This is a genomic window from Neobacillus drentensis (assembly GCF_036966985.1).
Lineage (GTDB): Bacteria > Bacillota > Bacilli > Bacillales > Cytobacillaceae > Neobacillus > Neobacillus drentensis_E.
In genome coordinates, this window is sequence record NZ_JBALSN010000497.1 from 1 (window position 1) to 11,816 (window position 11,816).

General features: G+C 39.3%; 14 protein-coding genes and 1 pseudogene. All 15 read left to right on the forward strand.

The annotated features are described in order from the left end of the window. A pseudogene (locus tag V7659_RS26285) lies at positions 1-1,620 on the forward strand (chromosome segregation protein SMC); the annotation flags it as partial. A 17-nt stretch (positions 1,621-1,637) separates the two neighbouring features. Further along, on the forward strand, positions 1,638-2,624 hold the full coding sequence (gene ftsY / locus V7659_RS26290; RefSeq protein WP_335543045.1) for a signal recognition particle-docking protein FtsY: 987 nt from the start codon (positions 1,638-1,640) through the stop codon (positions 2,622-2,624). A gap of 96 nt (positions 2,625-2,720) precedes the next feature. Then, entirely contained in the window at positions 2,721-3,053 is a 333-nt protein-coding gene (locus V7659_RS26295) for a putative DNA-binding protein (RefSeq protein WP_098571669.1), read from the forward strand. Between the two features lie 12 nt (positions 3,054-3,065). Next, positions 3,066-4,418 carry a signal recognition particle protein gene (ffh, locus tag V7659_RS26300; protein ID WP_144548998.1) on the forward strand — a complete coding sequence of 451 codons (1,353 nt, stop codon included), beginning with the start codon at positions 3,066-3,068 and terminating at the stop codon, positions 4,416-4,418. A 119-nt stretch (positions 4,419-4,537) separates the two neighbouring features. Beyond that, positions 4,538-4,810, forward strand: a complete 273-nt coding sequence (gene rpsP / locus V7659_RS26305; protein WP_335543046.1) for a 30S ribosomal protein S16 — start codon at positions 4,538-4,540, stop codon at positions 4,808-4,810. An 11-nt stretch (positions 4,811-4,821) separates the two neighbouring features. Then, positions 4,822-5,052 carry a KH domain-containing protein gene (locus V7659_RS26310; RefSeq protein WP_026566439.1) on the forward strand — a complete coding sequence of 77 codons (231 nt, stop codon included), beginning with the start codon at positions 4,822-4,824 and terminating at the stop codon, positions 5,050-5,052. A 142-nt stretch (positions 5,053-5,194) separates the two neighbouring features. After that, positions 5,195-5,590 (forward strand): YlqD family protein, encoded by a 396-nt coding sequence (locus tag V7659_RS26315; protein WP_026566440.1) that lies wholly within the window; start codon positions 5,195-5,197, stop codon positions 5,588-5,590. 4 nt (positions 5,591-5,594) lie between these two features. Next, positions 5,595-6,113 (forward strand): ribosome maturation factor RimM, encoded by a 519-nt coding sequence (rimM, locus tag V7659_RS26320; RefSeq protein ID WP_335543047.1) that lies wholly within the window; start codon positions 5,595-5,597, stop codon positions 6,111-6,113. Next, positions 6,110-6,853 carry a tRNA (guanosine(37)-N1)-methyltransferase TrmD gene (gene trmD, locus V7659_RS26325; RefSeq protein WP_335543048.1) on the forward strand — a complete coding sequence of 248 codons (744 nt, stop codon included), beginning with the start codon at positions 6,110-6,112 and terminating at the stop codon, positions 6,851-6,853. Before rimM ends, trmD begins: the two co-directional genes overlap by 4 nt. A 145-nt stretch (positions 6,854-6,998) precedes the next feature. Then, a complete protein-coding gene (rplS, locus tag V7659_RS26330) occupies positions 6,999-7,343 on the forward strand; it encodes a 50S ribosomal protein L19 (protein ID WP_026566443.1) in 345 nt (114 codons plus the stop codon). A gap of 187 nt (positions 7,344-7,530) precedes the next feature. After that, positions 7,531-8,088 (forward strand): signal peptidase I, encoded by a 558-nt coding sequence (lepB, locus tag V7659_RS26335; RefSeq protein ID WP_335543049.1) that lies wholly within the window; start codon positions 7,531-7,533, stop codon positions 8,086-8,088. 145 nt (positions 8,089-8,233) lie between these two features. Then, a complete protein-coding gene (gene ylqF, locus V7659_RS26340) occupies positions 8,234-9,097 on the forward strand; it encodes a ribosome biogenesis GTPase YlqF (protein ID WP_335543050.1) in 864 nt (287 codons plus the stop codon). 122 nt (positions 9,098-9,219) lie between these two features. Then, positions 9,220-9,882, forward strand: coding sequence for an L-serine ammonia-lyase, iron-sulfur-dependent subunit beta (gene sdaAB / locus V7659_RS26345; RefSeq protein WP_335543051.1), 663 nt, complete (start codon positions 9,220-9,222; stop codon positions 9,880-9,882). A gap of 31 nt (positions 9,883-9,913) precedes the next feature. Further along, entirely contained in the window at positions 9,914-10,819 is a 906-nt protein-coding gene (sdaAA, locus tag V7659_RS26350; RefSeq protein ID WP_335543052.1) for an L-serine ammonia-lyase, iron-sulfur-dependent, subunit alpha, read from the forward strand. Between the two features lie 92 nt (positions 10,820-10,911). After that, on the forward strand, positions 10,912-11,679 hold the full coding sequence (locus tag V7659_RS26355; protein ID WP_335543053.1) for a ribonuclease HII: 768 nt from the start codon (positions 10,912-10,914) through the stop codon (positions 11,677-11,679). Positions 11,680-11,816: the final 137 nt, after the last annotated feature.

Here is an 11,816-nt window from a genome sequence, read left to right on the forward strand (position 1 = left end):
CTTGATGGGGATATCGTCAATCCTGGCGGTTCAATGACAGGTGGGGCGGTTAAGCAAAAAAACTCTTCTTTATTAACTCGTAAAGGGGAACTTGAGGAATTAAAAGAAAAGTTAATTGTGATGGAAGAAAAAACAATCCAATTAGAGAATCTTGTAAAGTCATTAAAAACAGAGGTTCAAGATTTAGAAACGCTGCTGGATGAAATGCGTAAAAATGGCGAAGATTTGAGATTAACGGAACTGACATTAAAGGGTGACCTTCGCCAAGCAGAGCTTGAAGAAAAAAACATTAATGAACGATTAGCTATTTATGACCTTGAAAAAGGGCAATTTTCTAATGAGAAAACAACTCTAACCAGTAGAAAAAATGAATTATCTGCTGCAATGGATAACTACAAAACTTCTTTAGCAGAATTAGACGCTCAGATATCGAAACTTTCGGAACAAAAGTCAAATGATTTGACTTCAAAAGAAGCACTTTCAAATGAAATAAATGATTTAAAAGTTGCCTTTGCCTCCAAGAATGAACAGTATATGAGTACACAAGAACGTTTAACACAATTACAAGCGGATTTGGATGAGAGTGAACAAAGGCTTTCTCTGTATAGCGAAGACCTCAATCTGTTAACTTCGGAAATGACAAACAGTTCATCCGGTGAGGAACAGTTAGAAACTGCTGCAAGTAGAAAACAACAGGATAAAGATGCCGCGTTGCAGTTAATTTCTGCACGAAGAGAAGAACGCTTAACCTTAAAGACGACATTAGAAGATTTAGAATTGGAAGTAAAAGAATTAAAACGACTTCAACGTGGGCTGATTGTTGTTTTAAAAGACGAGGAAGTAAAAATTAACCGTTTGGATGTGGACCTTGAAAACCGTTTTGCCCGTTTAAGGGAAGAATATCTTTTATCGTTTGAAGGTGCTAAGGAGCAATACCCATTAACCATACCACTAGAAGAGGCTAGGAAGAAGGTCAAGCTCATCAAACTGGCCATCGAGGAACTTGGAAATGTGAACATCGGAGCGATTGATGAATATGATCGTGTCTCTGAACGATATGAGTTTCTCAATGAACAAAAGACAGATCTCCAAGAGGCCAAAGAAACTCTTTACATGGTAATTGAGGAAATGGATGAGGAAATGAAAAAACGCTTTGAACAAACCTTCAATGGTATTCGAGAGCATTTTGAGCCAGTATTCAGGTCACTCTTTGGCGGTGGCAGAGCTGACTTAGTACTTACGATTCCAGGGGATTTATTAAATACAGGTGTCGAAATTGTTGCACAGCCTCCGGGGAAAAAGCTGCAAAACTTAGGATTATTATCAGGTGGAGAACGCGCATTAACAGCTATTGCACTCCTCTTTTCAATTTTAAAAGTCCGCCCTGTTCCTTTTTGTATTCTTGATGAGGTTGAAGCTGCCTTGGATGAAGCGAATGTCCAGCGCTTTAGCCAATACTTAAAACGATATAGTAAGGAGACACAATTTATTGTGATTACTCACCGCAAAGGTACGATGGAGGAAGCGGATGTATTATATGGGGTAACCATGCAAGAATCAGGCGTCTCAAAGCTAGTATCTGTTCGTCTAGAGGATACCAAAGAGCTTGTTGAAACTTAATATTAGGAAGTGATAACATGAGTTTTTTTAAAAAATTAAAAGAAAAAATCACCAAATCAACCGATGCAGTTACAGAGAAGTTTAAGGAAGGTCTTACGAAGACAAGAGATAATTTTTCAGGAAAAGTAAATGATCTTGTCGCAAGATACCGTAAAGTTGATGAAGACTTCTTCGAAGAATTAGAGGAAATAATGATCCAGGCAGATATTGGTTTTGATACGGTAATGAAACTAATTGAAGAGTTGAAAATGGAGGTCAAACGCCGGAACATCCAAGACCCACAGGAAGTTCAAAGCGTAATTTCCGAGAAATTGGTTGATATCTATAATGCTGGTGAAGAGCAATCCTCTAAATTAAACATTCAAGAGGATGGTTTGACTGTTATCCTATTTGTAGGGGTTAATGGTGTCGGAAAAACCACCACAATCGGTAAACTTGGTTACAAATTTAAAAATGAAGGAAAGAAAGTACTATTAGCAGCAGGTGATACCTTCCGCGCGGGTGCAATCGAACAACTGGAGGTTTGGGGAGATAGAGTGGGTGTTGACGTCATTAAGCAAGCAGAAGGGTCAGATCCTGCCGCAGTTATGTATGATGCGATTCAGGCAGCAAAATCGCGGAAATCAGATATTTTGATATGTGACACCGCTGGACGTTTGCAAAACAAAGTAAATCTAATGAAAGAACTAGAGAAGGTTAAGCGTGTTATCGAAAAAGAAGTACCTGGCGCGCCGCATGAAGTAATCCTAGTTTTAGATGCAACAACGGGTCAAAACGCGTTAATCCAGGCAAAAACATTTAAAGAAGTGACAAATGTAAGTGGAATTGTTCTTTCAAAATTGGATGGGACTGCCAAAGGTGGAATCGTCCTTGCGATTCGCAATGAATTAAAAATTCCGGTTAAATTCGTCGGTTTGGGCGAAAAAATGGATGACCTTCAGGAATTTGATGCAGAGAAATATGTATATGGATTATTTGCCAATGAAATTGACCAAACCGAATAAGTGATGTAAAGGGATTATCTTGACAGATAATGTCTGACCCTGTAAACTACTTATGTAAAGGCTTTTCACTTAACATACGTGTTGGAGGGGATTGGCATGCTTGAAAAGACAACACGAATGAATTATCTTTATGATTTTTATCATTCGTTGTTAACGCCAAAGCAGCAAAGCTATATGTCTCTCTATTATTTAGATGATTTCTCATTAGGAGAAATAGCCGAAGAGTATGATGTCAGTCGACAAGCCGTTTATGATAATATTAAGCGGACCGAGACAATGCTCGAGGAGTATGAAGAAAAGCTGCTGTTATTTCATAAATTTCAAGAGCGTAGTAAACTTTTAAGAAATGTGAAAGAATTGCTTAACGAGGACGACCCTTCAAAGCAGGCAATGCTAGAAGCTGTTGCCGAGTTGGAGAATTTAGATTAGGAGGCGGCATGAATGGCATTTGAAGGATTAGCCGACCGACTGCAGAATACAATTCAGAAAATCCGTGGAAAAGGGAAAGTCTCAGAAGCGGATGTTAAAGAAATGATGCGGGAAGTGCGTCTCGCTTTACTAGAAGCAGACGTAAACTTTAAGGTAGTTAAAGATTTTGTGAAAAAAGTCAGTGAACGTGCCGTTGGGCAGGAAGTACTGAAAAGCTTAACACCAGGACAGCAAATTATTAAAATCGTTAATGAAGAATTAACGGAATTAATGGGTGGAGAACAAAGCAAAATCGCTGCATCTAATCGTCCCCCTACTGTCATTATGATGGTCGGATTACAGGGTGCTGGTAAAACGACAACTTCGGGCAAACTTGCTAATTTACTTCGCAAAAAGTATAACCGCAAGCCATTGCTTGTTGCGGCCGATATTTACAGACCTGCTGCCATTAAACAACTTGAAACCCTTGGTAAACAATTGGACATGCCCGTTTTCTCACTCGGTGATCAAGTAAGCCCAGTAGAGATTGCTAGGCAGGCTATTGCAAAAGCAAAAGAAGAGCACAATGATTATGTCCTCATTGATACGGCTGGTCGACTTCATGTGGATGAAGCATTAATGGGTGAGTTAAAAGACATTAAAGAATTAACAAAACCTGATGAAATCTTCTTGGTGGTCGATGCCATGACTGGTCAAGACGCAGTCAATGTTGCTCAAAGCTTTAATGAACAACTCGGTCTAACTGGTGTTGTATTAACCAAGTTGGACGGTGATACCAGGGGTGGAGCTGCGCTATCCATACGCGCTGTTACGCAAACACCGATTAAATTTGTCGGTTTAGGTGAGAAGTTAGACGCTCTTGAACCGTTTCACCCTGAACGGATGGCATCAAGGATCCTAGGTATGGGTGACGTGCTTACGTTGATTGAAAAGGCACAGGCTAATGTTGATGAAGAAAAAGCGAAAGAGTTGGAACAAAAAATGCGGACAGCGTCTTTTACGCTCGAAGACTTTTTGGATCAACTTGGTCAAGTCCGTAATTTAGGACCGCTTGACGAATTATTAAAGATGATGCCTGGTGCAAACAAAATCAAAGGGTTAAATAATCTTCAAATTGATGAAAAACAAATTGCCCATGTAGAAGCAATCATCCGTTCGATGACGAAGGCTGAAAAAAATAATCCTGAAATCTTGAACGCGAAACGGAAAAACCGGATTGCTAAGGGCAGCGGTCGTTCTGTAACAGAAGTAAACCGTTTGTTGAAGCAGTTTGAAGACATGAAAAAAATGATGAAACAAATGACTGGAATGCAGCAAAAAGGCAAGAAAAAAGGTGGATTTAAGTTCCCATTTAATCCATTCTAACCTGTTTTATTTTTGAAAAAATTGGTAATACTGTATGTAAAGAAAAAACACTTTACAAACTATAAAAGAATTGATAATATACTATCTTGTGTGAAACTATTCGGAGGTGCTTTTTTAAAATGGCAGTTAAAATTCGTTTAAAACGTATGGGAGCTAATAAATCCCCTTTCTATCGTATCGTAGTAGCAGATTCTCGTTCACCACGTGATGGACGTTACATCGAGATTGTTGGAACTTACAATCCGGTTGCACAACCAGCAAAAGTTGAGATCAACGAAGAACTAGCTCTTAAATGGTTACAAGACGGTGCAAAACCATCTGATACAGTTCGTAACCTTTTCTCTAACCAAGGCATCATGGAAAAATTCCATAATGCAAAATTAAGTAAGTAAAACGGTCGACGATGAAACAATTAGTCGAAACGATTGTTAAGCCCCTTGTAGATTTTCCAGAAGACGTCCATGTGGATGTTAAGGAAGATGACACCCGGATTACTTATCAGCTGTCTGTGAATAAAACAGATATGGGAAAAGTGATTGGTAAACAAGGGCGTGTTGCAAAGGCCATTAGAACTGTTGTTTATGCAGCAGGATCATCACAACAAAAGAAAATTTTTCTAGAAATTGGTGAATAGCTTTTTGCACCTAGATGAAAGGGAGGAATTAATTCCTCCCTTTTTTGCTATAAGAAAAGCGGAAGCGCCTTGCTTATGACCCCGAGCCCCTAGGCGCTGGAGCTAGACAGAGAAGGGCAGAACTTTTAGGGAGGCATTTTCTTTGCAAATCATTCAAACTGTTGTGGTTAAACAAATTCTAACGGAAGATAGTAAGAAAAAATTATTCGATCAATATGAGGCTAAAAAACTGCAGCTTCAACGGGAAAACAGTCAGCTTCAATTTGAGTTGAAGCGGATGGAAAAAACAAAGAATTTTTCACCTGGTGCATTGAAGAATCATTTTGAAAAAGAAATCAATAAACGTTTGGAAAAAGAAAAGCTTCTTGAGTTTCAAATCGAACAATTACATATGCTACCTTTAGGCAGTGAATTAAAAGAAAAGGAAGTCCAGGCGTTAATTGAGGTAAAAGTAGGCGATTCGTGGAATGAACGTCGAGGACAGTCCGAGATCATCATTAAAGACGGTATAATTGAGGAAATCAGAGAAGGTGAATAAAGAAATGGAAAAATGGTTTAATGTAGGGAAAATTGTTAACACACAGGGCATTAAGGGGGAAGTCCGGGTTATATCAAAAACCGATTTCCCTGAAAAACGCTATAAGGCTGGAAATGTATTATATTTGTTTATGCCGGGTTCAAGTTCGCCGATTGAATTAACAGTCAAAAGCCACCGAACCCATAAAAATTTTGAATTACTTACATTTGAAGGGTTCAACAATATCAATGAGGTAGAAAAGTTTAGAGAAGGTATTTTGAAAGTACCTGAATCACAACTAGGCACCCTTGAGAAAGATGAATTTTATTACCATGAGATTATTGGGTGTCTTGTTGCGACAACAAAAGGGGAAGAACTTGGAAAAATTTCTGAAATTCTATCGCCAGGCGCCAATGACGTATGGGTAGTTAAAGGCAAAGGTGGCAAAGAATTACTGATTCCGTACATCCATGATGTGGTCAAGAAAGTAGATGTGAAAGAAAAAGTCGTCCTCATTGAACCGATGGAAGGGCTGCTTTCATGATGCAGATTGATATCCTTACCCTATTCCCGGAAATGTTTTCTGGGGTATTTGGTCAATCAATTTTGAATAAAGCTGCTGAAAAATCTGCAGTAAACTATACTGTCATAAATTTTCGTGAGTATGCAGATAACAAACATTCTACTGTTGATGATTATCCCTATGGCGGCGGTGCAGGAATGGTTTTAAAACCTCAGCCGATCTTTGATGCCGTATCAGCACTGAGGGATAAAGCTAAAAGTAAGAATCCAAGGGTAATTCTTCTTTGCCCCCAAGGTGAACGCTACGAGCAGCGAAAAGCTGAGGAATTGTCAAAAGAAGAGCATTTAATTTTTATTTGCGGACATTATGAGGGATACGATGAACGAATAAGGGAACATGTGGTAACAGATGAAATCTCGATTGGTGATTATGTCCTGACTGGTGGTGAACTAGGTGCAATGGTGGTAGTTGATAGTGTAGTCCGCCTTCTGCCAGAAGTGTTAGGTAATCAGGAATCACATTTGAAAGATTCCTTCAGTACGGGACTGCTAGAACATCCCCACTACACAAGACCGGCTGATTTCCGAGGCATGAAGGTACCTGAAGTTCTAATATCAGGGAATCATAAGTTAATAGAAGAATGGCGCAATAAAGAAGCATTACGTAGAACACTTGTAAGACGCCCAGACCTTTTCGAGAAAATAGAATTAACAGATGAGCAGGAAAAATGGCTTAAAGAAATAAAAAAAGAATACAAGTAGTATTGCACGTGCCTAGTAATTATGGTATGATACTACTTGTGACTTGAGCTGATACCTATCAGATTGTAGTCTTATAACGATGTTCCGCTGCAATGGATTTAGAAGTTTGATGTGCATGAGCGTCTGTTGGAAGGAGTTGAAAACGATGCAAAAATTGATTGAAGAAATCACAAAAGAACAACTTCGTACTGATCTTCCTGCTTTCCGTCCTGGTGACACTGTACGTGTACACGTTAAAGTTGTCGAGGGTACTCGTGAGCGTATTCAGTTATTTGAAGGTGTTGTGATTAAGCGTCGTGGTGGTGGAATTAGCGAAACTTTTACAGTTCGTAAAATTTCTTACGGAGTAGGCGTTGAGCGTACTTTCCCAGTACACACACCAAAAATTGCGAAGCTAGAAGTACTTCGTCGCGGTAAAGTTCGCCGTGCTAAGCTTTACTACTTGCGTAACCTTCGCGGTAAAAAAGCAAGAATTAAAGAGATTCGATAATAAAAAAGAAGAAGAGCTTGCTCGGAAGCAGGCTCTTTTTTATGTATATTAATTACCCATTATTTCTTGTTTTTTAACAAATTATTAAAGTTTGATTAAAAAATATGATCCCATCGTGTTAAATTTGTTGAAGTTATGTAAAATAAGCTTTATAAAACTTTTTTTTACAGAGATTGGCGGGATTGTTATGACAAAAAAGAAAAATGAACTGTGGGAATGGACAAAAGCCCTTTTGATTGCCGTTATCTTAGCTGCGGTCATTCGTTACTTTCTATTTGCTCCGATTGTTGTCGATGGGTTATCGATGATGCCGACATTGAAGGATCAGGATCGGATGATAGTAAATAAATTTAGTTACAATATTGGTGAGCCAAAGCGATTTGATATCATTGTCTTTCATGCTCCAGAGCAAAAGGATTACATAAAGCGCGTAATTGGACTGCCCGGCGACACCATTGAGTATAAAGATGATACATTATATGTTAATGGAAAAGCGTATAAAGAACCATATTTGGATAAGTATAAAAAAGAAGTACAAGATGGACCATTAACAGATGCATTCACTTTGGAAGAAAAAATAGGTCGAAAAACAGTTCCCGAAGGTGAATTGTTTGTGATGGGTGACAATCGTCGCTTCAGTAAAGATAGTCGCCATATTGGGACCATTTCTTATGATAAAATTATCGGTAAAACAAGTTTTGTTTACTGGCCTTTAAATGATGCACATATCGTAACAGTGAAATAAAGTTTACTATCCAGCGAAAGCGCCTAGCCCCTCGAGGTCAAAAGCCAATCCGTCATGAAGGTTAAAAAGCAACCTTCCTGCCAGCTTGGCTTTTGCTTGTCGGGGCTGGTCAAGGCGCTTTCGTTTTAAAGGGAGGTGGCCAACGATGACGATCCAATGGTTTCCTGGCCATATGGCAAAGGCTCGCAGAGAGGTCACAGAAAAGTTAAAGTTAGTTGATATTATATTTGAATTGGTGGATGCGAGGATTCCCTACTCTTCGAGAAATCCAATGATTGATGAAATCATTCAACATAAGCCAAGGCTTGTCTTGTTAAATAAAGCAGACATGGCTGATCGAGAAGCAACAAAGGAATGGATTCACTTCTTTGCCGAAAAAGGAATTAAAGCACTAGCAATTAATTCTCAGGCTGGAGAAGGTATGAGAGAAATTGCGCAAGCTTCACAAGAAATATTAAAAGAAAAATTTGACCGTCTTAGAGCAAGAGGGGTTACAAATCCACGGGCGATTCGTGCAATGATAGTCGGAATTCCCAATGCGGGTAAATCGACTTTGATTAATCGGTTAGCGAAGAAAAATATCGCTAAAACTGGTAATACTCCAGGTGTTACGAAAGCCCAACAATGGATTAAAGTAGGGAAGGAAATGGAACTTCTCGACACGCCAGGAATATTATGGCCAAAGTTTGAGGACCAAGAAGTTGGCAAAAAACTGGCCGTTACAGGCGCAATCAAAGATACCTTACTGAACCTCCAAGACCTCACAGTTTATGTCCTTAGGTTTTTAGAACGGGAATATCCTGAGCGCTTAAAGGAGCGATACAGTCTTGAAATTCTACCTGAGGATGTGGTAGAGATGTTTGATAAAATAGGTGTACTGCGCGGATGCCTTGCGGCTGGAGGCATTGTTGATTATGATAAGGTATCTGAATTGGTCATCAAGGAAATTAGATCCGAGAAATTTGGCCGGATTACATTTGAACGACCTGGTGATATAATTTCTGAATAAAGAATTTGTTTTTACTCTCCGGACGGAGAGTCTTTTTTATGTTTTTTTCCCAGTATTTATCGAAGGCTATTTTGCCTTTTATCTTGTAATATTATTGTATAGAAAGTAAAGGAGCGTCCTAAATGAAATATCGTTCTGCATTTGATATTATCGGTCCTGTTATGATTGGACCATCAAGCTCACATACAGCTGGCGCAGCACGAATTGGCCGCGTAGCAAGAACATTATTCGGTCAGCTGCCAAAAAAAGCAGTCATCTCATTGTATGGTTCGTTTGCAAAAACCTATAAAGGACACGGTACAGACTTTGCCATTGTGGCTGGACTGTTAGATTTGGATACATTTGATGATCGAATGCCAAAATCTTTGGAAATTGCAAAACAAATGGGTTTAGAGGTGACCTTTCGTACTGAAGAGGCAGTAACAGATCACCCAAATACCGTCAAAATAAATTTGTATCATGAAAATAACAAACTTGAATTAGTTGGGATTTCAATTGGCGGTGGAACGATTGAGATTACTGAAATAAATTCATTCCCATTGAAACTTACGGGTGAACACCCTGCAATTTTAGTTATTCATCAAGACCGATTTGGTATCATTTCAGCAGTAACAAGTGTGTTATCAAAATATGAAATTAACATTGGTCATATGGAAGTTTCGCGATTAGAAAAAGGGGAAATGGCTTTAATGGTTATTGAAGTCGACCAGAAGATTGATGACAAGGTCATAGTGGAATTACAGAATCTTTCAAATGTATCACAAATCATTCGCATGGCTGATTAGATAAACTTACTTGACATCAGGAGGTGCTGAAATGTTTCGAAATGTAGCCGAACTTGTTCAACTTGCAGAAAGCAATCAGGTTAAAATTGCAGAAATCATGATTCGTCAAGAAATCGAGGTTTCTGGTCTTTCTAGAGAAGAAGTTCTAGGTAAAATGGATAGGAACCTAGTGGTAATGGAGCAAGCAGTGGAAAGAGGTTTAAAGGGAGTGCACTCCCATACAGGCCTAACTGGCGGCGACGCAGTGCTGCTTCAAAACTATATTAAGAGTGGCCGAGCTCTTGGGGGAACGATTTTGTTAGATGCCGTTAGTAAGGCAGTGGCAACTAATGAAGTGAACGCAGCAATGGGTGTTATTTGTGCTACACCAACAGCTGGTTCTGCAGGCGTAGTACCAGGAACATTATTTGCGGTAAAAGAAAAATTAAATCCAACTCGACAAGAGATGATTGAATTTTTATTTACGGCAGCCGCTTTCGGTTTTGTTGTCGCTAATAATGCCTCTATTTCTGGCGCTGCAGGTGGATGTCAGGCTGAAGTAGGCTCAGCGAGTGGAATGGCTGCAGCAGCGATTGTTGAATTAGCAGGAGGCACGCCTAAGCAGGCAGCCGAGGCGATGGCAATCACTTTGAAAAATATGCTTGGATTAGTATGTGATCCAGTTGCAGGTTTAGTCGAGGTTCCGTGTGTAAAACGGAATGCAATGGGCGCATCTAATGCGATTACGGCAGCAGATATGGCGTTGGCAGGTATTACTAGTAGAATCCCTTGTGATGAAGTCATTCATGCTATGTTTTTAATAGGACAATCCATGCCATCTGCTTTAAGAGAAACAGCTGAGGGCGGACTTGCAGCGACTCCTACAGGAAAGAGATTGGAACAAGAAATTTTTGGCAAGGACAAACCATTCAAATTAAAAGACTTAGTATTATCCTAATAAGTGTGAATAACACCCAATGCTAAAGAAAATTGGGTGTTATTTTGTTTGTTAATAGAAAATGATAACGTATCAAAATAGCGGGTGATAGAATGAAACAATTAACAATCGCAGAAATTGAACAACGATTAGAAAATATCGTGATCGAATCCGATCCGTTCTTATTGGACATTTTTCAAGATGAGCGGAAAGGTGTCCAACAGTTGGTACATAGATGGAAAAAGAAATATGCTGAGAAACAACAGCTAAAAGAAAAGTTTGAGGAAATGAATGTTTATGAACATAATTGGCGCTTAAAAGGGTTTGAAATGATTGCAGGTGTTGACGAAGTCGGAAGAGGACCGCTTGCTGGTCCAGTAGTTGCGGCAGTAGTCATTTTGCCAAATGACTTTTTTCTTGCAGGTATTGACGACTCTAAAAAGCTGTCTGAAAAAAAGCGTTTAGAATACGATTCAATCATTAGAAAAGAAGCCATTGCTTTTAGCATTTCGATGATCCATGCTCAGGAAATTGATGAAATGAATATTTATCAAGCGACAAAAAAGGCAATGAAAACTGCCATTGCATCTTTAGAACCAAAACCAGACTTTTTACTTATTGATGCAATGAAACTTGATATTCCCTTCCCCTCTGAATCTATTATTAAGGGTGATGCAAAAAGTATTTCAATCGCTGCTGCCTCGATTGTAGCAAAAGTAGCAAGAGATACACTGATGAAGGAAATTTCACAAACCTATCCAGTCTATGGATTTCAGCAAAACATGGGATATGGAACAAAGGAACACATCGAGGCAATCAAACAACATGGGATCACATCCTATCACAGAAAAACATTTGCACCAGTTAAGGATTTTATTTAAATAATGACTGTGTTAAAGGCTATTATTGATTTTGGCACCCTGTTGATTGGAGCGAAAGGTGCGAAGACTCCTGCGGGAGTGCGGGGCAGGGGAGACCCCGCAGGAGTGAAGTGACGAGGAGGCTCCCCGGCACGCCC

Bases quoted from the DNA above. Each gene is read 5' to 3' on its own strand.
- ftsY (WP_335543045.1), top strand. From the start codon at position 1,638: ATGAGTTTTTTTAAAAAATTAAAAGAAAAAATCACCAAATCAACCGAT.
- rplS (WP_026566443.1), top strand. From the start codon at position 6,999: ATGCAAAAATTGATTGAAGAAATCACAAAAGAACAACTTCGTACTGAT.
- rpsP (WP_335543046.1), top strand. From the start codon at position 4,538: ATGGCAGTTAAAATTCGTTTAAAACGTATGGGAGCTAATAAATCCCCT.
- V7659_RS26295 (WP_098571669.1), top strand. From the start codon at position 2,721: ATGCTTGAAAAGACAACACGAATGAATTATCTTTATGATTTTTATCAT.
- V7659_RS26355 (WP_335543053.1), top strand. From the start codon at position 10,912: ATGAAACAATTAACAATCGCAGAAATTGAACAACGATTAGAAAATATC.
- ffh (WP_144548998.1), top strand. From the start codon at position 3,066: ATGGCATTTGAAGGATTAGCCGACCGACTGCAGAATACAATTCAGAAA.
- V7659_RS26310 (WP_026566439.1), top strand. From the start codon at position 4,822: ATGAAACAATTAGTCGAAACGATTGTTAAGCCCCTTGTAGATTTTCCA.
- sdaAB (WP_335543051.1), top strand. From the start codon at position 9,220: ATGAAATATCGTTCTGCATTTGATATTATCGGTCCTGTTATGATTGGA.
- sdaAA (WP_335543052.1), top strand. From the start codon at position 9,914: ATGTTTCGAAATGTAGCCGAACTTGTTCAACTTGCAGAAAGCAATCAG.
- lepB (WP_335543049.1), top strand. From the start codon at position 7,531: ATGACAAAAAAGAAAAATGAACTGTGGGAATGGACAAAAGCCCTTTTG.
- ylqF (WP_335543050.1), top strand. From the start codon at position 8,234: ATGACGATCCAATGGTTTCCTGGCCATATGGCAAAGGCTCGCAGAGAG.
- rimM (WP_335543047.1), top strand. From the start codon at position 5,595: ATGGAAAAATGGTTTAATGTAGGGAAAATTGTTAACACACAGGGCATT.
- trmD (WP_335543048.1), top strand. From the start codon at position 6,110: ATGATGCAGATTGATATCCTTACCCTATTCCCGGAAATGTTTTCTGGG.